Raw genomic sequence first — 26,718 nt, forward strand, 5'->3', positions numbered from 1 at the left:
ACCATTATTTAATGATTTTTATTAATCTAAATGATAAATCTCCATTATATCTTTGAGATATCCTTCAAAATCAATTTTTAAATCAATTAATTTTCCTGAGTGCACATCAAACACCCAACCGTGAACTTTTAAACCACGATCTCTATAAGCTTTTTGAACTGCTGCTGTTTTAATTAAATTAACACATTGTTCTTGCACATTGAGTTCTACTAAACGATCATATTTTTTGTCTTCGCATTCAATAGCATTTAACTCGTCATGATGCATTCTATAAACGTCTCTAATATTTCTTAACCAACCATTTAAAACTCCTAGATCAGCTGATTGCATTGCTGCTTTTACACCACCACAAGCATAATGTCCGCAAACAACAACATGATTAACTTTTAAATGCGTTACAGCATAATTAACCACAGACATTCCATTGGCATCTGTACCTACAACCATATTAGCAATATTTCTGTGTACAAAAACATCACCAGGTCCAAGACCCATTAATTCTTCAGCAGTTACTCTACTATCTGAACAGCCTATAAATAATAATTCTGGATTTTGTCCTTGTCCTAATTTTTCAAAATAACTTGAATCAACGGCCAGTTTCTCTTTAATCCATTGTTCATTGTTTTTAAATACATTCTTTAGAATCATAATCCTTATAGTTTAAATAGTGTCTTTAATATTAAGTTTAATCCATTTTAAACACGTTTTAAAATCTTTGAAAATATGTTCATTAGGAATAAAATCTGGAATAATATCAATACGCTCCATCATATAACGTGGTTGTTTTAATAGTCCTACAAATAATACTTCGACATCATTTTTCTTTAACTCTTGAAGCATATCTTCCATAGCATACAAACCAGACTGATCCATATATTGCATACGTCCTAATCTTAAAATAACGGTTTTTGCAGTCTTAGGAATTTGCTCCGTTAATGCTTGAAAATCACTTGTAGAACCAAAGAATAAAGGCCCTTTTAAGTGCTTAATAAAGACTTCTTCTTTTAAGTTAGTAGGAAAATCTAATTCATCTTCCCAAGATTCTTCATTTAAAGATTTAACATCTGACCGCTCTGCTGTTAAATCCCCAATTTTCTTCATAAACATTAATGACGCAATAATTAAACCAATACCTACTGCATAAATTAAATCCCAAAATGTAGATAAAACGAGCACAACAAGCATAATTAATACTTCAGAACTTAACTTTAATGGTCCGAATTTAATATCCTTTGGCAAACTAGGAATTGCTTTTAGTCCTTTATAATCCATAACACCAATACCTACGGTAATTAAAATACCAGCTAACACTGCTGCTGGAATTTTTGATGCAACAGGACCTAAGGCCAGCATAATAACTAGTAGCATTACACCAGCAATCATTCCAGACAGTTTAGTTTTTCCGCCAGCATTAATATTTACAACGGTTCTAATGGTTGCGCCTGCTCCAGGAATACCACCAAAAATTGAAGCGATACTATTACCAATACCTTGACCAATCAATTCTTTATTTGGTTTATGCTTCGTTTTTGTCATGTTATCCGCAACCACACTTGTTAAAAGAGAATCAATTGCTCCTAATAGAGACAAAGTCAATGCTGTAAATATGTAAGGTGTTATGCTTCCTAAATTAAAATTAGTAAACATTTCTAACCTTGGTACCGGAATACCTCCTGGTATCTCTGAAATTTTTACATATCCCAAATTAAAACCATAAGCAATACCAGACATTACAACCAAAGCAACCAATGTACTAGGAATTGCGGTTGTTATTCGTTTAAAACCATAAATTATTAAAATAGTTCCTAGAGCCAATAATAACTCTAACCACTTCATGTTTTTTAAAGCTCGTGGCAACACCTTTAATGCACCAATAGTTCCAGAGGCTTCTTTGGCTGCTAAAGTTTGTGATTCGTTTAAAATTTCCTCTGGTGTAATTTCATGAGCTCTATCTATTGTTTCTTTAAAATTTTCTAGCACCAAAATACCTTCACCTGCTTCTTCTTTTAAAATATTTTCAAGAATAACTTCTTCTGCTTGTGGTTTAAATTGTTCTACAAACGCTGCGTCTTCTTTTGGGTAATACCCAATAGATGGCAATATTTGGGTTAATAGAATAATTACACCAATAGCTGTCATAAAACCAGAAACTACAGGATAAGGAATGTACCTTATATATTTACCTACACCCAAAAAACCTAATCCAATTTGAATAAGACCTGCTAATAAAAATACCGTTAAAATAGCTGGTAGTGCTTTTTCTACACTTCCATCATTAGCCGCAACAATACCTGCAATTATAACCATACTTACAGCTGTCATTGGTGCTGTTGGTCCTGAAATTTGAGTTGCAGTCCCTCCAAAAAGAGCTGCAAAAAAACTAATAAAAATAGCTCCATACAAACCCGCTTCTGGGCCTAAACCTGAAGAAACACCAAAGGCTAATGCTAATGGTAATGCAACAATTCCAGCTGTAATACCTCCAAAGGCATCACCTTTAATATTAGAGAATAAATTCTTCATAATTTAATTATTAGTATTTTTTATAAAGTAATGAATATTTCGTTAGAAGTTGACAAATGCTATCAAATTTATTTGATCTCTTCCTGAATTTTCAAAGAATTGATTCATGTAACCTAATTCAAACCTTAAGGCTTTAGAAAACTTATAACCTAAACCTCCGAACACTCTATTTCTATCAAAAACTGAAGACTTCGTATTTAAAAATATCTCATTATATAATGAAATATAAAGTGGATTATTACCATCCTCTTTGTATTTTAAAGGAATTTTAAGTCCTAAAAAATAACGAAATCGCATTTTAAAATCACTCTCAACAAAGCGTTGCTCAAAACGATAACGATGACTTAAGCTAAGCTTTCCAATATTTTGTTTTGTAGTGAACTGCTGAAATATACGATGTTCATTTACTGACTCCTTATCATCAGACTCACCTATATAATTTTCTGATAAAATATAACCATAACCTAGCAAAAGGTTATGGCTTTCTGTAATATTATAACCAACACCAGTTCTTAACAATAATTGCTCTAAATCTCCTATTGCATTATAATTTCTATACTGAACTTCATTGTGAATATTCCATTTAGAATTCAGTTTTTTATTACCAATATAAATCAACCAGTTTCCTAAATTACTATCTTGGCTTAACGCAAAAAAAGGCAGCATTAACGCAATGGTTAGTGCTGCTATTTTACTTTTTTTCATTTTTGTTTTTTAGATTATCTTCTATTCATAGAATTTTACCTCACCTGTATTTACATCGTACATGGCTCCAATTATTTTTATCTCACCAGCTTTTTCCATTTCTGTAAGTATTGGGCTTTCGGCATGAATTCTATCAATCATTAATTCTACATTTATGTGTGATACTTCATCTACAAACTCTAAGTTTTTAGAGGTTCTTAAACTTTCGTCTTTAGGCTCTTTAACCGCATTAACAGCAGGTGTTATTTTTTCAACTAGCTTAGTTAAATTACCCATTTCCGCATGGTCACATGCTCCTTTTACTGCACCACAACTTGTGTGTCCTAAAACTACAATAAGCTCTGTACCTGCTAACTTACAAGCAAATTCCATACTACCTAAAATGTCTTCATTTACAATATTACCTGCAACACGAACACTAAAAATATCGCCTAAGCCTTGGTCAAATACCAATTCTGCAGACACTCTAGAATCTATACAACTTAAAATGGTTGCAAAAGGAAATTGTCCTTCACTTGTATCGTTAACTTGTTCTAAAAGGTTTCTATTAGCTTTTAAATTATTTTGAAACCTTAGGTTTCCTTCTTTTAAGTATTGTAATGACTTTTCTGGTGTCATTGTTGCTTGGGTCTCTTTTGTATGTGCTTTCATCTCTTTTAATTTTTTTAATTTGTTGTGTTACTCATTTTATAATGCTCCAGAAACTAATAATGAAACATTCAATTTGTTTACCGTTTCTTTTAAAGGTAAAACTGAAGGGCTCTTACTCCCATTTGCGCTATTTTCATCTCTATCAACGCATAATAAGTTGATATTACTCTTTGAAAGATAAGAAGATAGTGTTGGTATTGTATTGTCATTTTTTTCAAAAACAAACTCTAAAGTATCCTCTTTAAAATCAGAAGCGCCTTTTGTTTTTTCATGCTGACTATTAATAACCTTAAATGATTTTAATGGTGTTTCTATATGTGTTATTATATCTTTAGACAACGCTGTATTAAAGGTTTTATCTGAACCATTTAAAACTCCTAACGTCATTTTTTCATTTGGAATTAATGCATTATTGCTTGATGAAATCATTACAACACCGTTAAATTCTTTTAATAAAAAATGTGTAATACTATCACCCATTAACTTTAAAGGTGCAGCGTCTCGTTGCCCTAAAACAATAACATCTGGTTTATTATCCTTAATATAAGTCTTTATTTCATCTTTTATATTACCAAATGAAAAATTAGACTTTATAGAAATATCATATGCCTCAGAAACAGGATCAACCAATGCTTTTATTTTATTTTTAGTGCTAATAAACTCTTCGTTTATACTTCGCATTGCAGACAATTGATTGTCTCTTTTTATAATATCAACATGCTTTTTAACATGAAACAGTTCTAAATCTGCATCAATCATATGCGCTAAACTTACACTACTTTTTAAAGTTGTAATTGCGTTTTTCTTTAAGTCTGAAAGCACTACTATTTTATATTTACTATTTTTCATAACGCATTAACTTAAACTTATACTAGATTTAGGTCTCAACTGGAAAAATTCAATAAAACTTGGTGGGTTTTCAACAACACCTCGTTTAGAGATTAGCTTAATATCAATATTTCTTTCTTTGGCTTTAAAAGCAAAATCTTCTAAAATTTCTATAATATCATAATCTAGATATCTGGTTTTAGTTACATCAAACTCTAAATACGTGTCTCTTGGTAAACTGTCTAATTCTTTTAAAATCGCACCTTTATTAAAGAAGGTAACCTCTTCAGCAAGCGCCATTTTAATTTTATGTTTTCCGTTACTATTATCTTCAATATGAAGAAAGTGAGAGTTTTGGTAACTTTTTAATAAGATTACAACAATACCAACAGCCAAACCTAAACCTATACCTACTAATAAATCTGTAAAAACAATTCCTATAACTGTTACAAAATATGGTACTGATTGTTTCCAGCCTAGTTTATACATCTTAACAAACAACGCTGGTTTTGCCAATTTGTAACCCACTATTAATAAAATTGCAGCTAAAACTGATAAAGGAATTTTATTAAGTAGTGATGGTATTAAAATTACCGAAATCAATAATAATAAACCATGAATAATAGCAGACATTTTACTTTTTCCTCCAGATTGAATGTTCGCTGAACTTCTAACGATAACTTGTGTTATAGGAAGACCACCTACTAAACCAGATAAAATATTTCCTGTTCCTTGTGCTAATAGCTCTCTATTTGTTGGTGTAACGTTTTTGTCTGGATCTAGTTTATCCGTTGCTTCTACACATAATAAGGTTTCTAAACTTGCCACTAAAGCAATAGTAAAAGCAATTACCCAAACTTCTGGATTTGTTATTGCAGCGAAATTAGGAAAACTAAATTGCCCAATAAAAGAATCTAAACTATCTGGCACTGGTACACTTACTAAGTGTGTTTGCGCAATCGCAAGACTCTCGTTAGACTGTGTTACTACATAAAAAATTATACCAACTACAACTGCAACTAAAGGGCCTTGAATGATTTCAAAAAACTTTCCTTTTTTAACCAAAACGTTACTCCATAATAGTAGTATACCTAATGCTATAAAACCAACGACCATTGAGCCAATTATAAGATTGTCGAAAATATGCCAGATTGCTGAAAATGTATTTTCTCCAGAACTTTCAATAAAACTATCTGCTCCTTCTGGTTCTGCATCATAACCAAAAAAGTGAGGTATTTGTTTTAAAATGATTATAATTCCGATTCCGGTAAGCATACCTTTAATAACGGATGAAGGAAAATAATACCCAATAATTCCGGCTTTTAAAAACCCAAAAACTAATTGAATTACACCTCCTAAAACAACAGCAACTAAAAAGTTTTCATAACCTCCTAAAGTACCTATTGCTGTTAATACAATAGCAGCCAAACCTGCTGCAGGTCCACTAACTCCAATTTTAGAACCACTTAAAGCTCCTACTATAGTTCCACCAATGATTCCAGCAATTAAACCAGAGAAAAGTGGTGCTCCACTAGCTAAAGCAATACCTAAACATAAAGGTAACGCTACGAAAAATACAACGACACTTGCTGGCAAGTCGTTTTTTAATGTTTTAAACATTTGATATAATGATTTTATGCTATTGAAGTAAATTCAATAGTTATTTTAATATTTTTTTTAGGGGACACAAAACGTCCTACGAATAAAATATTAAATAAAATCGGGTGGTGGAGATATTAAATTTAGATGGGGTTTTGGATAGTGTTTAAATGTATATCCTATAAGATCAGTGCTTGTTTGATCCTCAAACAAAAACTCTGAAATTTGATCGTCCTTATCAAAAAGAAGCTTAACATGAGCGTTTTCTTCTTCTTCATTTATACTAAAAAAACAAGTCGTATCAACAGAGTCATCAATAGACAGAATAATTACAGGAGCAGAGATAAGTGCCATAAATAAAATGGTAAATAAAATAGCTATTCTGTGTTTTGTGCTTTTTCGCATAAGCGACAAATATAATAGTTAGATATTAATAGACTGTTAAATAAGTTCTAAAAAATCTTCAATAACTTTATATCTTTTGATGGAATCCAACCTGTTGAATTATCGGAAAGTTTAATTTTTTTCCAGTTCTCATAAGTTTCTACTACTTGTACTTTAGTGCCTTCATGCAACCTAAACACTTCTTCACTTGTAGAATTAGGATCTGCTTTTACTCTAGTTTCTTGCGAAAAAACAATCCCAGGATTATCTTTTTTGTTTAAGCTATCTTTTTGAAATGCCATAGCCACTGAAAAACAACCTATAAATAAACTAATGATACTTGTTACAAAAGCTATTCGCTTTTTTGAAGATGTATAAGAAAAATGATATGCTAAAAATATAACGACAAACAAGAGTACTCCTCCAACGGCAATTCTTGCCCAAGTATCTGTATTAAATGTATTAACTATATTATTTATAATTCTTGAAAAACCAACCTTAGGCACTACTTCAATAGCATCAATCGTCATGTTTTGAGCAAATGCCAAATTGTTTTGTATATCCTTATCATTAGGTTCTAATAACAATGCTTTTTCATAATAATAAATACTTGGCGCAATATTATTAAGCTTGTAATTGGCATTTCCTAAGTTAAAATATAACTCAGCAGAATGTTGATTTGTATCTAAAATAGATTCATATTTATCAATAGCTTCTGCATATTTACCATTGTTATATAAGGTATTGGCTTCATTAAAAACGGTGTCGTTTTGCGAAAAACCAGTCATGCTAAAACAACACATAAGTAAGATTATTATAGCTCTCATATTATTTAAGTTGCTTATCTATTAATGAAATTGTTTTTGATGCTTTATCATAATCATTCTGCATGGTCACTTGTGTAATTGGCGTATAACGTGCCAATTCACAATTTTCTAAAATTGAAATGAAATCTGAAACCACACTACTTTCTACCTGACGCTCCGTTAATAAATTTTCAATTTTCTCTTTATTAAAATCACTTGTTTCAATATTTAGTTTGGCTTTTAAATAATTATGAAGTGCTTTTTCTAAAGCTAAATAAAACGCTTCTTTTTGACCGAGTGCTTTTTTAGCTTCTCCTAAATATTTTTTAGCTAAACGATCTGCTTTTCTAATACGATTTCCTTGTACATCTGCATTACGTTCATCTGTTTTACGTCTCACTACAATCGCTAACGGTATAGCTAAAAACGGTAATAATAATAAAGACCAAAATCCTGTAGACTTAAAGAATTGTTCCTCTTTAGTACTTGACCAATTTGACGCTGTTTTTATAAAAGCAAATGTATTGGTGTTAGAATTTACGGTTTGCTTTACACCTTCTGCAGTGTTTTCTGTATTATTAATTGAGGCCGTTGGCCCTTCTAAAACATCAATCACAATCTCATCTGACGTGATGCGTTTATAACTTGCTGTTTCAGGGTTAAAATATGAGAATGAAATACTTGGTACAGGATATTTTCCTTTATACTGTGGCACAATAGTGTACGTATCTGAAATACCACCTTGCATACCTCCTAAATTTGTTCGAATGTTTTCTTGGTGCTCTGGTTCGTATACCTCTAAAGAACTTGGTACTGTTAACTTTGGTAATTCAAATAATTTTAAATTCCCATTTCCGGTAACTTCTATTTTAGCCTGTAGAGATTCTGTTGCGTTTAACTGTGTTTTAGACGTTGTTACTTTAAATGAATAATCACCAACAGCACCTTTAAAATCAGAAGGTTTCCCTTGTTCTGGTAAAGGTTTAACATTAACTGTTCTACTGCCTGCCGTAACTACTTTAGGTACTTTGGTCATTAAAGGTCTTCCAAAAATATCTCGTCGGTTGGTTGGTACCTCTACAGTAATATCTAAAACTAAAGGCTCTAATTTTAGAGCACCTGTTTTTTGAGGATAAAGCACTGTTTTTCTCAACACTACATAACGGTATTTCTCCCCTTTATATTCTCCTTCTAAAACATTAAGTCCTTTAATATCTATATTTTGACTCCAAAAGTCATTATATCTAGGGATATCCTTTTCTCTCCAATTACTAACTCCAGTTTCTGTAGAAACATATAATTTATACACTACCGTAATCGCTTCATTTAAATATGGACTAGGATTAGAAACCTCTGCAACTAAGTGAATATTATCCTCAGCAACATCGGATGCTGCTGTTTCACCATTAGGTTTACTAACGGCTGCTGTGACTTCTATTGTTATCGGAAACGTCTTGTAAGTTTCTCCATCAATCTCTATAGTGGCTTGTTTAATTGTAAATTTGCCTCGTTTTTTTGGTGCTAAAAAATAGCTATAGGTTTTATTGTACGATCGTTTTCCATTTCTTGAATAATTACTAACAGAAGTATTGGGACCACCAACCAAATCGAAATCTGCAAAACTAGGTGGTACAAAATTGTCTCCATCTTGGTTCATTTCAAAATCGATACGCAAGCGTTCGTTAACTCCTAATTTCTTTTTACTGACTTTCGCTTCAAATTTAACCTGCGCAGAAGCGATACTTGTAGCAAGTATTAAAAATAGTATGGATATGTGTTTTATAAATTTCATGTATTACTTAGCATACCTAGAACTAGACACTTTTCTGCAAATTTACCAGTCCTTCTCTGTTTTAACTTTAGCTCCTTTTTGTTTCTCAGCATTCATTTTTTCCTGAACCTTTTGCTCTTGATTTTGCATTGCATCTAAAATATTCTTTATCTGCTGAGGAGACATTTGTCCTGGTTGTGGTTTTGGATTTTGCTTTTGGTCTTTATTGTCTTTATCTCCTTTTCCTTCGTCCTTTTTATCATCTTTTGGCTTTCCTTCATCATCTTTATCCTTATCGCCATCTTTTTTATCCTTATCTCCTTCGTCCTTCTTATCTTGATCGTCCTTTTTATCTTTATTGTCTTTATTTTCGTCCTCTTTCTTTTCTTGATCTTCTTTATCTTGTTCTTGGTCCTTGTTCTCATCCTTTTTATCATCTTCGCCACCACCATCTTGTTTTTGCTGTTCAGCACATTCTTTGGCTAAAGCAAAATTATAACGGGTTTCTTCATCATTAGGATTACTTCTAAGCGCATTTTTAAAGGCTTCAACAGCCTCTTTACAAGCTTTGTTTTGCATTAAAATATTACCCATATTATGAAATGCTCTATGCTTTTCTTCTTTAGTAGTTGCATTCTTTGCAGCTTCTTGACTTCTAAACAAGGCTTCATCAAAACTTCCTTTCTTATAGTAGGAATGTGCTAAATTATACGCTCCGACGGCTTTTGTTGGCGCTTCAGAGATGGCTTTTCTATATGCCATTTCAGCTTCAATATAATTATCTTCTCCCACAAGTTCGTTTGCCTTATAAACAAGATTGGTTGCCTTTTTTTCTGCTTTTAATTGATCTTCATTGAGATCTTGTGAAAAACTAAGACTTCCTATTAAAACTGTAATAAATAATATATATAATTTCATGTCTTTTTTCTACTGTTCTTTATAGTCCTTTTGCATGGACCTCTAAATTACTAAAGCCCTTAATAACTTAGCGTTAAAGAAAATTTAAATCTTAAAAATTCTCATTAAATAAATTCAACTTCTTCAACCAAGCTGTTTTACGTTCTAAAAGGAAGATATCAATGAATAATAATAGAATTCCGAAAGCCAAAAACCATTGAAATTGATCTTTAAAATCTGCGATTTGCTTAGACTCAAATTCTTGCTTATCCATTTTATCTAATTCATTCTTTATGGTACTTACAACCTCTGCCGTGTTACTACCATTCATGTAAACACCATTAGCTTCTGCTGCTATTTCTTTTAACGTGGTTTCGTCTAAACGCGTAATAACAGTTTCGCCATTATTATCCTTTTTATAATTTAGAATAACACCATTTCGTTTTATAGGAATTGGCCCACCCTTAAGATCTCCTACTCCTATGGTTAATATTCTTATACCTTGCTCAGCCGCTTCTTCTGCAACATCTAAAGCATCTCCATCATGATCTTCACCATCTGAAATGATTATTAAAACACGATTGGATTGGTCTTCATTATCAAAATATGTTTTTGAAAGCTGAATAGCTTCACTGATTGCTGTTCCTTGTGAGGATAACATATCTGTGTTCATGTTTTGTAAAAACATTTTTGCCGAAGCATAATCTGTAGTTATTGGTAATTGTGGGAATGCTTTACCAGCATAAGCAATAATACCAACTCTGTCGCTCACTAAACTATTAATAATTTGTGTAACTAATTGCTTAGATTTATCTAATCGGTTTGGTGCAATGTCTTCTGCCAACATACTCTTAGAGACATCTATAGCAAACACCAAATCTACTCCTTCACTACGCACAGTTTCTAATTTTGTACCAATTTTTGGATTAACCAAAGCAATTGATAAGCAAGCAAAAGCACTACAAAGCACAAAGACTTTTAAAACACTTTTAAACAACGATTGATTAGGACTCAAACGCTTTAACAACGCTGAATCAGCAAATTTTTTCTGTGTAGACCGTCTCCAAAATTGAAGTAGTAAAAACATCAGAATGATTACCGGAATTACCAGTAAGGTCCAAAACCATATATTTTCATCGAGTCTAAACAAAGCTTCTAAATATTGTATTTCTTAATAATAATTCTATCAATAATAACAGTCCAGCTAATAATACTAATGGTCTGTATTTTTCATCGTAATTGTAGTATTTGGTTTCTTCAATTTCGGTTTTTTCAAGCTTGTTGATTTCTTCATATATCTGAGCCAACTTATCATTATTGGTAGCTCTAAAATATTTTCCTCCAGTTTCTGCTGCAATTTCTTTTAATAAAGCTTCATCAATTTCTACTTGTGTACGACCATACCTAAAAGTTCCATTAGAGTTAAAACCAATTGGAGAGAGCGCTGTACCATTTGTACCTAAACCAATTGTATACACTTTTATACCATATTCTACAGCTAATTCACTTGCTATTTTAGGATCTATAAATCCGGAATTATTAACACCATCTGTCAATAATATAATCACTTTACTTTTAGCTCTACTATCTTTTAACCTATTAACAGATGTGGCCAAACCCATACCTATTGCTGTTCCGCTTTCTATAATTGTATTGTAATTAATATCTCTAAGTGAGCGTTGTACAATAGATTTATCGCTAGTAATTGGTGTTTTGGTATAAGCTTCTCCGGCATATTCTACTAAACCAATTCTATCGTTTGGACGTCCATCAATGAAATCTGCAGCAACTTCCTTTAAAGCATCTAATCGGTTAGGACGTAAATCTTTTGCTAACATACTTGCAGATACATCTATTGCCATTACAATATCAATACCACTTGTAGTTTTTGTTTGCGTAGACACATCTACCGTTCTTGGTCTTGCCAATGCAGTAATTAAAAGCCCTAAAGCTATTAAACGCAATGCAAAAAGTAAATGTCTAAATTTTGACCAAAATGTAGATGAGTTCTTAAAGCCTTTAATACTAGACATCTTTAGTTCTGCTGTTTGCTTACTATGCGTAAGCACATACCAAACTATTGCTATTGGCAAAAGCAATAACAACCAGAAGAATTCTATATTTAAAAATTGTATGTTTTCGAGCATTAGTTTTCTTTTTCTTCTACTTCGTCTGGTTTAAGTTCAATGGAGTCTACAATACGTTCAATGATATCATCGATATAATTGTCATTAGTTCTCCAACTTAAAATTATTTGTTGCCTAACGTTTTCTGCTCTAAAAAGAAACAGATTGTATTTGGCTGGCACCATATCATCATCACTTAGAGCCAGATTCATTGTTCCATAAGTTTTCACTCCTTCCGCACCATTTGGTGTGGTGAATTTTTCTCGCTTAACTGTAATATCTTTTGCTCCTTGCGCTTCTAATTGTTTTAAATAAGTTTCAGATGTTTTTTGTAAATCTTGTGCTTTTTCATCATCAGTCAATTCCTTTGGTTGACCTTGCGCATCGGTAATTTTGAAAGTTGTAGTACTGACTTGGATATCTAATCCAGATTTTTTGGTTAAATACCTAAATAAAGCTGTATTAATTTTATCTTTATATTCCTCAGGAATCTCAACATCTTCACGTTTTAAAACCTCAGGTGTTTCAATAAAAATTGGTGGATAACCATAAGCGCTTTCTACCCAATTACCTTCTAAAAGTTCTTTACTCTCATTACCAATGATAGTGTCTTTTACATAACCGAAACCATATTTCATTCCGAAACCAACATAAGTGGCCACAATTAAAAACAACGAAACAGCAACGGTAATCCATATTTTTCTACGCTTTTTCTTGCGTTCTTGTGCTTCTTTATATTTTTGATCTAATAATTTTTCTTCTTCAGACGGTTCTGGCAAACTCACCTTAACGTTGTCTATGGCTTTATCTATTGTTAATTTATCCATTTCAGCAAGCGCTGTATCTGGAGCAGACTTTGCAAATTTCACTAAATCGGCACGCTGCAAAATAGATTCAATATGTAAAATGGTTTCTTTAGAAAGAGGAATTTGATTGCCCTCTTTCAATAAATTTAAACGATTTATAAGTTCTGCAGTTGTACTTTCTAAAGCTCTATCATAAACTTTTTCGTCTAAATATTTTCTGATGATAAAGGTCAATTCTGAATAATATTCTTTGACTTCTGCACGCATTAAAAATTGACTCTCATCAAGTTTCTTTATCGCTAATTTTGCACGATCATAAGGTGGTAATAACGCAATTTCCTCTTCTTCTGTTAATGGTTTTTTTCTCCAAACAAACCAGTAAAGTAAAAATGCTGCTAAGGCAATTAAAGCAAGTGAAGCTATCACTCCTAAAATAAATTGTAAACGTCCACTTCCGCTTTCTTCTACTTCAATAATGGGTTTAATATCGTAGAGTTTTTGCTTTGTGGTATCAACTGTAATGGTATGTACTGCAACTTTTAAAGAATCCGTAAAACAAGGTTTCTCGTCAATGATTATTTTCTGTCTTGGAATGGTATAAACTCCAGAATCGAATTGGGTAAGCTTATAAATTCTAGATAATAGAAATTTTGAATCTCTTTTTGTAGTATCAATTTTTAACCCTTCAACCGATTCTAAAGGCATAAATGTTTGCCCTTCAGGAAATACAACTAAAGAAGTGGAATCTGCTTCAACATTAATTTTATAATTAATTTGCTCTCCTATTCTGATTTTTGTAGTATCAATTTCAGAGGTCACTTGCGCTGAGGATACAAAAGCTCCCAGAAAAAACAATACAGAAAATAGACTAAAAATGATAGACCTTTGATGGTAATCCTTTGTGTCTATACTTTTAATTGATATATTATTTTGCATTTTCATTTTTAATCGCTTCATCTATCAAACTTCAAGCTAACTAGCCTCTTTGTTTAAAATAGCCCAATAATTTTTTAACATAACTTTCATCCACACGACAATCTATAGCACCAGATCCAGATTTCGCGAAACTATCTTTAAAGTAGTGCACTTTTTCGTAATAAAATTTACTATAATCTTGTCTTACTTTTTTAGATGCTGTATTAACCAACATAACTTCACCCGTTTCTTCATCTTCCATTTCCACCATGCCTAAATTTGGAATTTCAGCTTCGTGTTTATCGTAAATTCTGATACCTGTAATATCATGTCTTCCTGCTGCAATTTTAAGGTTTTGTTTATAATCACCTGCTACAAAATCTGATAATATAAAAACAATAGCTTTCTTCTTCATTACGTTAGACAAAAACTTTAAAGCTTCTGCAACGTTGGTCTGCTTACTTTTAGGCTCAAACTCTAGTAATTCACGAATAATCCTAAGTACATGAGAACGGCCTTTTTTAGGAGGTATGAACAATTCTATTTCGTCCGAAAATAAAATTAAACCTATTTTATCATTATTCTGTGTTGCCGAAAATGCTAATGTTGCTGCAATCTCTGTAACAATTTCATCTTTAAATTGATTTTTTGTTCCAAATAATTTACTACCAGAAACATCTGCCATAAGCATCATGGTGAGCTCACGTTCTTCTTCAAAAACTTTAATATGCGGCTGATTGGTTCTTGCCGTAACATTCCAATCAATATTTCTAACATCATCACCAAATTGGTATTGACGTACTTCAGAAAAAGTCATACCACGACCTTTGAAAGTCGAATGATATTCTCCTCCAAATATATGATCAGACAAACGACGTGTCTTAATCTCTATTTTTCGTACTTTTTTTAGAAGTTCTTTAGTGTCCATTTTTTTCAGTTTGCAGTATGCAGTCTTCAGTTAGCAGTATATTCTAAACCAGAATTCGAGTAAGCACATGCCAACCGAATATTGATTTACTAGTAACTATTTATGGTACTTCTATCTCGTTTACAATTTTATTAATAATATCCTCTGAAGTTACATTTTCTGCCTCAGCTTCGTAAGTAATACCAATTCTGTGACGTAAAACATCATAAACAACGGCACGTACATCTTCTGGAATTACATAACCTCTTCTTTTTATAAAAGCGTAACACTTAGCAGCTGTTGCTAGGTTAATACTTCCACGAGGCGAAGCACCAAAAGAAATTAATGGTTTTAAATCGCTTAATCTATATTTCTCAGGATAACGCGTGGCGAAAATAATATCTAATATGTATTTTTCTATTTTCTCATCCATGTAGACTTCTCTAACTGCTTTTTGTGCACTAAGAATTTGAGCAACAGAAACCACTGGATTTACTTTTTCGTAAGACCCTTTTAAGTTGGCTCTTACAATTTGTTGTTCATCTGCAATTGTAGGATAATCGATAACTGTTTTTAGCATAAAACGATCCACCTGTGCTTCTGGTAAAGGATAGGTTCCTTCTTGTTCTACCGGATTCATAGTTGCCATTACCAAAAATGGCTTATCTAAGACAAAGGTTTCGTCTCCAATAGTCACTTGTTTTTCTTGCATCGCTTCTAATAAAGCAGATTGTACTTTTGCTGGTGCTCTATTAATCTCATCTGCTAATACAAAATTGGCGAATATTGGTCCTTTTTTGATGGTAAAATCGTTTTCTTTCATATTAAAGATTAACGTACCAACAACATCTGCAGGCAATAAATCTGGTGTAAATTGAATTCTACTAAAACTAGCATCAATTGCTTTTGATAGCGTATTAATCGCTAAAGTTTTTGCTAATCCAGGAACACCTTCTAATAAAATATGACCTTGACCTAATAAACCGATGAGCAGACGCTCTATCATGTGTTTTTGTCCAACAATAACCTTATTCATTTCTAAGGTTAATAAATCTACAAAAGCACTTTCTCTTTCTATCTTTTCGTTAATTGACTTAATATCAACTGTACTCGTTTCTTCCATTATTTAAGGGTTTAAGAACAAATCTTCTGTTATACTATTTTTAAAATAATCCTAAAAATAGCTTCTTCATATTTAAGAGGATGCAAAGTGTTAAAATTTTTCGTTAGATGCTGTTAACAATTGGTTAAAAAAAAAGAGTAATACCGAAGTACTACTCTTTTTAAGAATTAATTATGGATTAAGGTTAATTAATACTAAAATTTTCGAATTTCTGTATAGAGTTTAGGATTCAGAACCATCATGTTTTCTTCTTCAGCAAATTCAATAGACTCATCAATATCTAAATTAATTACTAATTGATAAATATGGTTGCGCTCAAATTCTGTTTCTATTAAATTTGAAGCTACAGCATTCTCTGCAAGACCTAAACTAATTAAAGTTTCATCACTGTTTATAAAATTATTATCTCCAAGAACCAATCTAATTTCGTAGATAAAGGTTTCATTTATTTCAAAATGATCTACTAAAAGCAATTCCGTTTCACTAATTAAATCAGATACATTGTGCGTTCCTAGATTAATAGCATTTAAACTCACCCAAGCATTTGATGCATCTCCATCTTCTTTTACTTTAACTTGCACATCTTCAATATCAAGAAAAACATTATTGAGATTATTAGTACTACTTTTTAGACTCACTGTAATAGCAGCCTTATTAGTATCTCTACCCATATCATCTTTAGTACAACTTGTAAAATTGACTAATATTATGAGTGATAAAACAACAAATTTTAGTGACTGTAAATGTTTCATGATTTGGGATATTGAATAATTACACCTCAATAATATCGTATTCTTTATGTTTTGAGTATTTTTATACACGAATTGCATAAAAAACCATATAAACTGAAAACTAAGTGATATATTCTCGATTAATTGCAGGAACCATGACTTGGGGAAGTTGGGGAAAACAACTCTCAAAAAAAGAAATGGCATCATTGATAAATTTCTGCGTTGCCAACAACATTACAACCTTTGACCATGCTGATATTTATGGCGCATATACAACAGAAGCTGAATTTGGAAAAGCATTTGCTGAATCTGGATTAAAACGCGAAGACATTCAGCTCATTTCTAAATGTGGCATTCAATACGAAAGTGATAACCGAAAGAACAAGGTTAAACATTATAATTATAGTAAAGACTACATTATCTGGTCTGTAGAAGAATCTCTTAAGCACCATGACACAGACTATCTAGATTTATTATTACTTCACAGACCTAGTCCTTTAATGATTGCTGAGGAAATTGCTGAAGCGATTACCATTTTAAAAAAAGATGGAAAAATTAGAGATTTTGGTGTGTCTAATTTTACACCATCGCAAATGGATATGATAGGTTTACGTATGGACATTGACGTCAACCAAATTGAATTCTCTCTTACCGAACATACAGCAATGTATAACGGAACGTTAGATTTTATGATGACTTGTGGCATAAAACCTATGGCTTGGTCGCCTTTAGGCTCTGTTTTTAAAGAAGATACTGAGCAAACTAGACGCATACACAAACAACTGGGAGCGCTTAAAGATAAATACAATGCTACCGAAGACCAATTACTATTGGCTTGGATTATGAAACATCCATCTGGTTTTCATCCTGTGGTTGGCACAACAACTAAAGAAAGACTAAAACAAGCGGTTGCAGCCGCAAAAATTGACTTAGAAACAGAAGATTGGTTTTTAATATTGATTGCCGCACAAGGACATAAAGTTCCCTAAACATATACTAACCCTTCTCTAACCGGAAGGGTTTTTACTTATCTTTAAAAAAAATCTGACTTCTCAAGACAACTTCGCAATGAAAAAAACAGCATTAATTACAGGAGCTACAAGCGGAATAGGCAGAGCGACAGCTCACGAGTTTGCTAAACATGGTATAAATTTGGTATTATGCGGACGCAGGCAACAACGTTTAGATAGTGTACAAAAAGCATTATCTCGTGAAACAGATGTATATACTTTAAATTTTGACGTTCGCGACAGAAAACAAACTTTTGAGGCTATTGCTTCTTTACCCAAAGAATTTCAAAAAATAGATATTCTCATTAACAACGCAGGTAATGCACATGGACTAGACCCAATACAAACAGGTAGTTTAGATGATTGGGATGCTATGATGGACATAAATGTAAAAGGACTACTCTACGTAAGTAAAGCGATTATTCCTGGCATGACTGAACGTAATTCTGGCCACATCATTAACATTGGCTCTTCTGCAGGCAAAGAAGTTTATCCAAACGGAAACGTTTATTGTGGTAGCAAGCATGCCGTTTTAGCAATCACTGAAGGCATGAGAATTGATTTAAATCCTTTCGGGATAAAAGTAGGTGCTATTAATCCTGGTTTGGTAGAAACTGAATTTTCAGAAGTACGTTTTAAAGGTGATGCTAAAGCAGATAATGTTTATAAAGGTTATAAAGCATTGCAGCCAGAAGATGTTGCCGATGTCATTTACTTTGCCATCTCAAGACCAGCACACGTGAATATTGCTGATGTTCTGATGTTTTGTACTGCTCAGGCTAGTTCTACTATTGTGAAAAAAGAATTATGATAAATTGGTTAGAAGATAATTGGCGTATTTTATCTTCAGACTATGCTGATGACAGTATAATCAATCCTCTATGGAAAACTATTAAACTTCAATATACTTCCAAAAACAGACATTACCACAATCTTTCGCATATTCATAATATGCTTCGTCAACTCGAAGGTATTAAAATGGAAATTGAAGATTTAGATAGTCTAAAGTTTGCTATTTGGTTTCACGATATTATATATAAATCTACTAATAAAGACAACGAAGAACAGAGCGCTACTTTTGCCGAAAACGCCTTAAAATCACTAAATTTTGATAATTTTAGAACAGAAAAAGTCAAAAAACTTATTATTTCCACAAAAAAACACGAATTACTATTAGTCGAGAATTATGACAATGCTTATCTTTTGGATTTAGATTTATCAATTTTAGGTTCTGATTGGGAAACTTATAAAGTATATATTCAAAATATTAGAAAGGAATATAAAATCTATCCAAACATTTTATATAAACCTGGAAGAAAAAAAGTGCTTAATCACTTTCTCGAAAGAGATTCACTATTCTTTACAGAACGATTCAAAACTAAATTTGAAAAACAAGCTAAAGAAAATTTAAAAAAAGAAATTAAAATGCTTTAACTCTCAAAATATGTTTTAAGTAACCATGATTAACAAACGTCTTCTCATAAAAAACTTACTTGCTCATAATGATGAGAATAGTTTCTATGATAAAAAGTTAAAAATCAATATTGGCCACAAAGAAGGAAAAGCTAAATTTTTAAAACATGTTTGTGCACTTTCTAATAGCAATCCTAAAAACAACTCTTACATTGTAATTGGCATACAAGATGAAGATAACAAAATCGTAGGTGTCGATTTTTTTGATGACAGTAAAATTCAGAACCTCATAAATGCCTATCTCTCAAACCCACCAATTGTACAATACGAAAACATTCCATTTCCGCATTTACCAGATGACAAAGTGGTTGGTTTAGTTACCATTAGACCTACCGACTTTATTACCTCACTTAGAAAAAACATCTGGAAATATTATGGCGGCTCTGTCTTTTTTAGAGATGGAAGCATGAGTATGCCAAAAGTTTTTGATATTGAAATTAAAGATGTGAATTCTAAAATTGTTGCTGCCATAGAAAACCATGCACAAAACAATATTGAACTTACTTTAGAAGGTGTTTTCGATTTTATGAACAAACGCCAAGATTACAATCCGCAGTACAAAGTTTTTAAAGAATACTTTGTTTTATGCTGGTCTGGCGCAAAGAAAGTAGTAAAAAACGAAGTCTTCTTTTCTAGAGTTGATATTGAAATGATAAACGAACAAGTACGTTTGTTTTATTCCACTTTAGATGAAGTATCCATTTCTTATTCCGAGAACTCTTTTAAAATAATTGAATATGTTAGACTCGGTTTAAACAAATCTTACAAATACTATAAGCTTGAAGAAAAAACGATTCAATTTAATGACAATGCCAATTATTCTATTGATGTGAATCTTATTTTTGAGCCACCACAATTCGACAAAAAAGTACTGCATCATATTTACAACACTAACAATGCTATTCTAGAAAAGCTTGAAAAGAAACGAGAATTATCTCAAAATGAAATTGAAGATTTAAATAACTTAGCAGCCAGTTATCTCATTTGTTACCTCAACGGATTTGACGAAGCCATAGACAAATTAGAACATTCAAAATCGTATATAAAAGACTACAATACAGAACTCTATATTTCATATAAAGAAACCATTCGAGTTTTAAGAAAAGTGAGATATAGTTAGTTTATCGGTAATTTTTGAAATTACAACCGCGTTTTTTGCATCTTATCGGAGACCATATCAAAACACTACTGATTATACATTTTTTTTAACCATTCATCAAAAAATTTGTTAACGAATGGAATTATTGCACATCTTTGTATTGCTATTAATCAATTATTAAACCTTGTTTCTATAAAGCTTAACGCTCAAATTGAAACAAGGTTTTTTTATATACCTATATGAAATTCAATACTTTTTGTTTGACAGGAATTATGCCTTTAGCAGAAACATTCATCCAATTAGAAAGAATTGTGGCATAAACAGATCTAAAATCTACACTGTATTTTAAATCACCATTCTTATCTAAATCACTTAAACTAGCAAGATCATTATAGAAACCTGCTTTCTTTAAATTTTTACCAATAATAAACACATTGTTTGCTGCGCCATGATCTGTACCATTAGCTGCATTCTGTTTTACGCGTCTTCCAAATTCTGAAAAGGTTAAAATCAAAGTATCTTCAAAAGTGTTATTTCGTTTTAAATCTTTCACAAAAGCCGAAATACTCTCCGCATATTGAGACAACAATTTAGTTTGTTTATTATTTTGACTAGCGTGTGTATCAAAACCACCTAAAGAGGTATAAAATACCTTTGTATCTAAACCTGAATTGATAAATTGCGCCACACTTTTAAGTTGCTTAGCAAATCCGTTTTGAGGATAGCTCTCTTGAGATGATTTTACGTTTGTGTTTTCAAAAATATAACTAGCAGAAGACTCTGCTTCTATCATAGTTTGATAGAGATAGCCTAAATTATGTTCGCTTAAATGTGCATCATTGTAATGATTAAGCACCTTTTTAAAATAAGGATCCTTTGCTGTATTATACAAAACTTTATAATCATTAGTGGCAATACCATTAAAATGCTCACCTTTCATTGCTAAACTTAATTGCTCATCCATTTCTAAAGCATTATAAGGCTTATTGCCATGCTGATCCAAATAACGACCTAACCAACCACTTTGCAAATATTCATTAGAAGAACTTGCTGTTTGCCAAATATCCATAGATCTAAAATGTGAGCGAACCGGATTTGGATAACCTACGTTATTTATTATGGATAATTCACCATTATCAAATAAAGAACGCAACGGACTTAAACTAGGATGAAACCCTAAATCGTCATTCAGTTTTATAACATCTTTTGTAATCGCTAACTGTGGCCTTGCATTGTAATACAAATCATTATTATGTGGAATTATAGTATTTAGTCCATCATTTCCACCTGCCAATTGCACAATTACCAAACGCTTATAGCCTAATTGTTTCACCGTAACGGATTCAAAAGCTTTTACAAAATTTGGAACAAAAAATAAACTGCTCGCTAATGCCGAATTCTTAATAAATTTTCTTCTGTCCATGATTATTATATTAACACATTTGGTATTCTGGTAACGACATTAACTGAATACAATATTCTTGTTTATCCGTTTTGCTCAACGTTTGTAAAAAGTCTTCAGCCCCTTTATTACTATTTCCTTGAAGGATATAATCTTGAAGATTTTCAGGATTTATATTTTTATAATTCTCTAAAAACGTATTCCAATCTACGGTTGCTCTAATTGGTAATTTTCCTTTATTTTTCTTAAAAAACTTCCGTCTTAATTCATCATTTTCACCCGAAGAAATTATAGCATTATTCAACATCACTGAAGGTAATTTTAAACGTACCATTATAGTATTAGCATCAATCCAAGCCTTATCACCTTTCCAACCAGCAACATTTGGCGGATTTAGTAAGGTTTGCCCTAATAGTTTCTGAATTTTAAGAAGATCCTTTTCTCTTTCAAATTTAACAGGAACCGTTTTTACCATGCCTATTAAATATTCTATAGGCGATTTAATTTTCACACCAATATTTTCTTCATCATAAAACCAATCTGATAATAACACAAATCGCATTAAATTTTCGATGTTATAGTCTTTATAAAACACCTCAGCCATAGCTTCAATGTGCTTTTTATTAGGTTTTGGATTTACAAAATAGCGATAGATTTTAGTTGAAATATATGTCGCACATTGTTTGTCTTCAAGAATGATATCTATAATATCATCACCTGAAAAATTACCTGTTTTATCAAAAAATGTTTTTTCACCTTGATCATGAACTTTCATTTTAAATCTGAAATTCCCATCAAAATCATAGTTATAACCTGTAAAAGCTCTTGCACTTTCTTTTATATCTTTTTCGGAATATTGTCCTTCACCCAAGGTGAATAATTCCATTAATTCGCGAGCGAAATTCTCATTAGGTTGGTTTTTTTTGTTTTGCTTTCCATTCAAATATTTGAGCATTGCTGCCTGCTTAGATATTGCTTTCACAAAAGTTTTAAAATCGCCAAGCGCATGTGCTCTAAGTGTATTATTGAATTTTTGAGCAAAAACCACATTATTATCTTTACATACAAAATGATTAGCCCAAAAAAGTGTCATTTTTTCTCTCAGTAGTTCTTTAGTATCTACCAATTGATTTAACCAAGCATAATTTAAATCTGCTAGCTTTTTTCTACTTGTAACTCTAAGCTCTCGCGCAATTTCAGGATTCTCTTTTAGGTATTTTAAAGTAACACCATCCATAAAAGACAAATCAATATTAAGAGGTGATATGGATTTTGAATTATTAAAAATAGCATCCACTATTTGCTGCCTATTTTTAGGTAACGACTTAAAGCTAGACGGATTAAGACCAAAACCAACTCGCCAATATAAATGTTGAAGCTCTTGCTGTATCATATTACTAAGACTTAAATATTTACAAATAGTTTAAAACTATAAAAACCGCCTCAAATTGAAACGGTTTTTACGATAAAATATTTTTGATGTGGTTATTTACCTCCATCAAGTTGATCTTGCCATTCTAATAATTCGGCCCATTTACCTTCATAGGCAAATTTTGCTTGTGCTGGCCATGTGCCAGGCTTGTGTACTTTATAACGATCTCCTCCGCTATCTAAAACAGATTGGCATTTTTTTACACTACACTCAGAGAGTGCTTTCCACGTTTTAACATCGTGGTTATGAAACAACTCTTTTATTTTTGGTCCAATACCTTCAACAACGGTTAAGTCGTCTTGTTTAATTTTCTTTCCAAAAACAGCCTTTGCTGCATCTGCGTTAAACGGAATTAAAGCAGCAACAGCAGCTGGTGCTACAAAAGATGAGGCAAGATTAGCGTTTTCTAGCTTTGCTGATTTTAAATCAGATTCTAAAAGTGATGCCGCATTTTTAGACGCACTTAAATCTGCTTCTAATGAAGTTCTTGCTTTTCTACAAGCTGCTAAATCTGCTTCTAGTTTAGCTACTCTATCTTCACAGTCATCATTATTACTTCCTCCTAAATTTGTTCCAAGAAAATAGCCAAGTAATGCACAAATAGCACCTACAAGTAATGGGATTAATATACACCAATTCATAATTTATTTTTTTTTAGTTAGTTAATTGTTATTACAGTACGTCTGTTTTTAGCCTGACCGTCTTTAGTATTGTTATCTGCAATAGGATCATTTGGTCCTTTTGAAGACGTTTCTATATTTGATTCTAAAATTCCATTTCTCACCAAATAATCTTTAGCAAAATCTGCACGTTCTTGTCCAAGACGCATATTTGTATTTGTATTACCTGTATTATCAGTATGACCTACAACTTGTATTTTAACACCAAGCTTATCTACACAACGCGAGATATTTGCAATTTTTTCTCGTTGCGCAGTTGTTAAGTTAATTTCTGCTTGGCCTGTTTTAAAGTATAATACAATTGGGTTTTTACGAATATCATCGCATACAGCAGCTAATGCATCATCAATAGCGCCTTCTTTAGATGTTAACATTCCAAACTCTAATGGACCAAATAAAGTACCTGAATCATCTGGATTAATAGCATCGTTCAATTGTCCTTTAATATTAATTTGCTTAGAAGGTATGCCTTGAGATACTAAATAGTTTTTTACGCTATTTGCTCTTGCTAATCCTAAATTTGGAAAGGCAGAATTATTGGTTTCATCACTCTTATAGTAACCAGTGATATCTACCGTTTTTAATGGGTTTTCTAAAAGGAAGTCTTTCAATTTTGTAACACCTTCTGTTACGCTTGAAGAAATAGTATCTAAAATTGAAAAGCTCGAGGTCTTAAAATTAAAGTTGTCATTAATTTTAATATTGAAGTCTCCATTGGCATCAGAAATAGCAAATGCATTTTTAGTGACTGACTTTACTTTGGGTTCTGCAATAATTGTATTGGTCTCCTCTGTTGCAACTTTACTAGTTTCTGAACAGTGACAATTGTCACATAAATAGCAAAATAACAACGTACCAATAATGATAGTAATTAATATACCTAAAAGGTATAATGTTTTTTTACTCATTGGTTAGTGTTTTAATTATTAGTGCTTAAGATATTAAATTTTTAACATCTTTTAACGTTATATAGGAAACACTATTTTAAAAAAAGTCACATAACTGATTCATAACTAAAGTTATGCATACAAAAAAGCCACATCTTTCGATGTGGCTTCCATATTTTTTAAAACTTAAATAAGTCTTACAAATCAAATTTAATGCCTTGCGCTAATGGCAATTCATCTGAGTAGTTTACCGTATTTGTTTGTCTTCTCATGTACACTTTCCAAGCATCAGAGCCAGACTCACGTCCACCTCCTGTTTCTTTTTCTCCACCAAAAGCACCACCAATCTCAGCACCAGAAGTTCCTATATTTACATTGGCAATTCCACAATCTGAACCAGCATAAGACAAGAATTTCTCAGCCTCTTTCATTTCGTTGGTCATTATAGCAGAAGATAAACCTTGAGCTACACCATTTTGTTTTTCAATTGCATTTTCTACCTCACCAGAATATTTCATTAAATATAAAATTGGTGCAAAAGTTTCATGTTGTACAATTGCAAAATGATTTTCAGCTTCAATAATTGCTGGTTTTACGTAGCAACCACTTTCATAACCTTCACCTTCTAAAACACCACCTTCTACTAATACGTTTCCTCCTTCAGCTTTTGCTTTTTCAATAGCAGCTAAATAAGTATTTACCGAATCTTTATCAATTAAAGGTCCAATATGATTTCTTTCATCTAATGGATTTCCAATCGTTAATTGCCCATAAGCACCAACTATGGCATCTCTTACTTTATCATAAACAGACTCGTGAATAATTAAACGACGTGTTGACGTGCAACGTTGACCGCATGTACCAACAGCACCAAATACAGCACCAGGAACAACCACTTTTAAATCTGCAGTTGGTGTAATTATAATGGCATTGTTTCCACCTAACTCTAACAAAGATTTTCCAAAACGTTCTGCAACTGTTGCACCAACAATGCGACCCATTCTTGTAGAACCTGTAGCGGATACTAAAGGAATTCTATGGTCTGTAGTCATCATTTCACCTACTTTGTAATCACCATTAATGATACAAGAAATACCTTCTGGCAGGTTGTTATCTTTTAATATTCCGGCAATTATATTCTGACAAGCAATAGAACATAAAGGTGCTTTTTCTGAAGCTTTCCAAACACAAACATCTCCACAAATCCAAGCTAAAGCTGTGTTCCAAGCCCAAACAGCAACTGGAAAGTTAAATGCAGAAATAATACCAACTACACCTATTGGGTGCCATTGTTCTCGCATTACGTGTCCAGGACGTTCTGAAGGAATGGTTTGACCATTTAATTGTCTAGACAATCCTACTGCAAAATCACAGATATCAATCATTTCTTGTACTTCTCCGTAACCTTCTTGTAAAGATTTACCCATTTCATAAGACACTAACTTACCTAACGGTTCTTTTAAATCTCTTAATTTATTACCAAACTGACGTACAATTTCTCCACGTTGTGGTGCTGGCACATCTCTCCATGATTTAAATGCTTTTGTTGCAGCATCCATTACCTTATCATAGTCTGCACGTGTAGTAGATTTTACCTTACCAATTAATTGACCATCTACTGGCGAATAACTCTCAATAATTTCTCCAGTAGAAAAATTGTTAGATCCTGTAGAAGAACCTTCATTTACATCTTTAACACCTAACTGGCTTAAAGCTTCTTTTATTCCGAAATCGGTAGCAACTGCTTCCATATATGTTTAAATTTTAAGAATTATTAAATTTTTATGCGAAGTTACTAATAAAAACTCAGTATTAACTGTAGCATTAGTTGCACAAAGGTGTTTATTTATAAACAAAGATATTCTGGCTACTTAATAGATATTAAATAGCTTTAAAAATAGAATTCTAATAACTTTTAACTTTATTTATAAATCTAATAGCTTTATCTGTAACATTTTAATAA

Annotated in this window: 25 protein-coding genes; 4 read left to right on the top strand and 21 right to left on the bottom strand. The window is 32.1% G+C overall.

Features of this window, described 5'->3' with window-relative positions; all coding sequences use genetic code 11:
- Positions 1-21: 21 nt before the first annotated feature.
- From ACJJVO_RS11300 to ACJJVO_RS11375, 16 genes are all read right to left on the bottom strand, one after another.
- Positions 22-648, bottom strand: coding sequence for a carbonic anhydrase (locus ACJJVO_RS11300; protein WP_405574125.1), 627 nt, complete (start codon positions 646-648; stop codon positions 22-24).
- A gap of 12 nt (positions 649-660) precedes the next feature.
- Entirely contained in the window at positions 661-2,523 is a 1,863-nt protein-coding gene (locus ACJJVO_RS11305; RefSeq protein WP_405574127.1) for a SulP family inorganic anion transporter, read from the bottom strand.
- A 42-nt stretch (positions 2,524-2,565) separates the two neighbouring features.
- On the bottom strand, positions 2,566-3,228 hold the full coding sequence (locus tag ACJJVO_RS11310; protein WP_405574129.1) for a DUF2490 domain-containing protein: 663 nt from the start codon (positions 3,226-3,228) through the stop codon (positions 2,566-2,568).
- A gap of 21 nt (positions 3,229-3,249) precedes the next feature.
- Positions 3,250-3,879, bottom strand: coding sequence for a carbonic anhydrase family protein (locus ACJJVO_RS11315; RefSeq protein ID WP_405574131.1), 630 nt, complete (start codon positions 3,877-3,879; stop codon positions 3,250-3,252).
- 36 nt (positions 3,880-3,915) lie between these two features.
- On the bottom strand, positions 3,916-4,728 hold the full coding sequence (locus tag ACJJVO_RS11320) for a universal stress protein (protein WP_405574133.1): 813 nt from the start codon (positions 4,726-4,728) through the stop codon (positions 3,916-3,918).
- A 6-nt stretch (positions 4,729-4,734) separates the two neighbouring features.
- A complete protein-coding gene (locus tag ACJJVO_RS11325; protein ID WP_405574135.1) occupies positions 4,735-6,327 on the bottom strand; it encodes a SulP family inorganic anion transporter in 1,593 nt (530 codons plus the stop codon).
- 90 nt (positions 6,328-6,417) lie between these two features.
- The gene (locus ACJJVO_RS11330; RefSeq protein WP_405574137.1) at positions 6,418-6,711 is read right to left on the bottom strand and encodes a hypothetical protein; all 294 of its coding nucleotides are present in this window, start codon (positions 6,709-6,711) and stop codon (positions 6,418-6,420) included.
- Between the two features lie 47 nt (positions 6,712-6,758).
- Positions 6,759-7,517, bottom strand: a complete 759-nt coding sequence (locus ACJJVO_RS11335) for a tetratricopeptide repeat protein (protein ID WP_405574140.1) — start codon at positions 7,515-7,517, stop codon at positions 6,759-6,761.
- Position 7,518: 1 nt separating this feature from the next.
- Positions 7,519-9,288: a BatD family protein gene (locus ACJJVO_RS11340; protein WP_405574142.1), complete on the bottom strand. Its 1,770-nt coding sequence runs from the start codon at positions 9,286-9,288 to the stop codon at positions 7,519-7,521.
- 42 nt (positions 9,289-9,330) lie between these two features.
- Positions 9,331-10,185: an aerotolerance regulator BatC gene (locus ACJJVO_RS11345; RefSeq protein ID WP_405574143.1), complete on the bottom strand. Its 855-nt coding sequence runs from the start codon at positions 10,183-10,185 to the stop codon at positions 9,331-9,333.
- A 91-nt stretch (positions 10,186-10,276) separates the two neighbouring features.
- Positions 10,277-11,314 carry a vWA domain-containing protein gene (locus ACJJVO_RS11350; protein WP_405574146.1) on the bottom strand — a complete coding sequence of 346 codons (1,038 nt, stop codon included), beginning with the start codon at positions 11,312-11,314 and terminating at the stop codon, positions 10,277-10,279.
- Positions 11,307-12,311 carry a vWA domain-containing protein gene (locus ACJJVO_RS11355; RefSeq protein ID WP_405574147.1) on the bottom strand — a complete coding sequence of 335 codons (1,005 nt, stop codon included), beginning with the start codon at positions 12,309-12,311 and terminating at the stop codon, positions 11,307-11,309. The genes ACJJVO_RS11350 and ACJJVO_RS11355 overlap by 8 nt, the downstream gene beginning before the upstream one ends.
- Complete coding sequence (locus ACJJVO_RS11360) at positions 12,311-14,053, bottom strand: hypothetical protein (protein ID WP_405574149.1); 1,743 nt, start codon at positions 14,051-14,053, stop codon at positions 12,311-12,313. The genes ACJJVO_RS11355 and ACJJVO_RS11360 overlap by 1 nt, the downstream gene beginning before the upstream one ends.
- A 19-nt stretch (positions 14,054-14,072) precedes the next feature.
- On the bottom strand, positions 14,073-14,939 hold the full coding sequence (locus ACJJVO_RS11365) for a DUF58 domain-containing protein (protein WP_405574152.1): 867 nt from the start codon (positions 14,937-14,939) through the stop codon (positions 14,073-14,075).
- Between the two features lie 100 nt (positions 14,940-15,039).
- Positions 15,040-16,041: an AAA family ATPase gene (locus ACJJVO_RS11370; protein WP_405574154.1), complete on the bottom strand. Its 1,002-nt coding sequence runs from the start codon at positions 16,039-16,041 to the stop codon at positions 15,040-15,042.
- A gap of 194 nt (positions 16,042-16,235) precedes the next feature.
- Complete coding sequence (locus ACJJVO_RS11375) at positions 16,236-16,793, bottom strand: DUF4382 domain-containing protein (RefSeq protein ID WP_405574155.1); 558 nt, start codon at positions 16,791-16,793, stop codon at positions 16,236-16,238.
- Between the two features lie 104 nt (positions 16,794-16,897).
- Here ACJJVO_RS11375 and ACJJVO_RS11380 point away from each other — a divergent pair, with 104 nt between their 5' ends.
- From ACJJVO_RS11380 to ACJJVO_RS11395, 4 genes are all read left to right on the top strand, one after another.
- Positions 16,898-17,761: an aldo/keto reductase family oxidoreductase gene (locus ACJJVO_RS11380; RefSeq protein ID WP_405574157.1), complete on the top strand. Its 864-nt coding sequence runs from the start codon at positions 16,898-16,900 to the stop codon at positions 17,759-17,761.
- Between the two features lie 79 nt (positions 17,762-17,840).
- Entirely contained in the window at positions 17,841-18,593 is a 753-nt protein-coding gene (locus ACJJVO_RS11385) for an SDR family NAD(P)-dependent oxidoreductase (RefSeq protein WP_405574158.1), read from the top strand.
- Positions 18,590-19,216: a hypothetical protein gene (locus ACJJVO_RS11390; RefSeq protein WP_405574160.1), complete on the top strand. Its 627-nt coding sequence runs from the start codon at positions 18,590-18,592 to the stop codon at positions 19,214-19,216. Before ACJJVO_RS11385 ends, ACJJVO_RS11390 begins: the two co-directional genes overlap by 4 nt.
- A gap of 25 nt (positions 19,217-19,241) precedes the next feature.
- Entirely contained in the window at positions 19,242-20,375 is a 1,134-nt protein-coding gene (locus ACJJVO_RS11395) for an ATP-binding protein (RefSeq protein ID WP_405574163.1), read from the top strand.
- A gap of 214 nt (positions 20,376-20,589) precedes the next feature.
- Here the strand turns inward: ACJJVO_RS11395 and ACJJVO_RS11400 are convergent, their stop codons facing one another.
- The 5 genes from ACJJVO_RS11400 to ACJJVO_RS11420 all read right to left on the bottom strand — a co-directional run bounded on the left by ACJJVO_RS11400 (position 20,590) and on the right by ACJJVO_RS11420 (position 26,506).
- On the bottom strand, positions 20,590-21,777 hold the full coding sequence (locus ACJJVO_RS11400; protein ID WP_405574164.1) for a DUF1501 domain-containing protein: 1,188 nt from the start codon (positions 21,775-21,777) through the stop codon (positions 20,590-20,592).
- Between the two features lie 10 nt (positions 21,778-21,787).
- Positions 21,788-23,149 (bottom strand): DUF1800 family protein, encoded by a 1,362-nt coding sequence (locus tag ACJJVO_RS11405; RefSeq protein WP_405574166.1) that lies wholly within the window; start codon positions 23,147-23,149, stop codon positions 21,788-21,790.
- 92 nt (positions 23,150-23,241) lie between these two features.
- Entirely contained in the window at positions 23,242-23,829 is a 588-nt protein-coding gene (locus ACJJVO_RS11410; RefSeq protein WP_405574167.1) for a hypothetical protein, read from the bottom strand.
- Between the two features lie 17 nt (positions 23,830-23,846).
- Positions 23,847-24,776 (bottom strand): OmpA family protein, encoded by a 930-nt coding sequence (locus tag ACJJVO_RS11415; RefSeq protein WP_405574169.1) that lies wholly within the window; start codon positions 24,774-24,776, stop codon positions 23,847-23,849.
- Between the two features lie 176 nt (positions 24,777-24,952).
- On the bottom strand, positions 24,953-26,506 hold the full coding sequence (locus ACJJVO_RS11420; RefSeq protein ID WP_405574171.1) for an aldehyde dehydrogenase family protein: 1,554 nt from the start codon (positions 26,504-26,506) through the stop codon (positions 24,953-24,955).
- Positions 26,507-26,718 lie beyond the last annotated feature (212 nt).

Origin of the sequence: Winogradskyella sp. Asnod2-B02-A (genome assembly GCF_045063645.1) — a bacterium.
In the GTDB taxonomy this organism is placed as follows: domain Bacteria; phylum Bacteroidota; class Bacteroidia; order Flavobacteriales; family Flavobacteriaceae; genus Winogradskyella.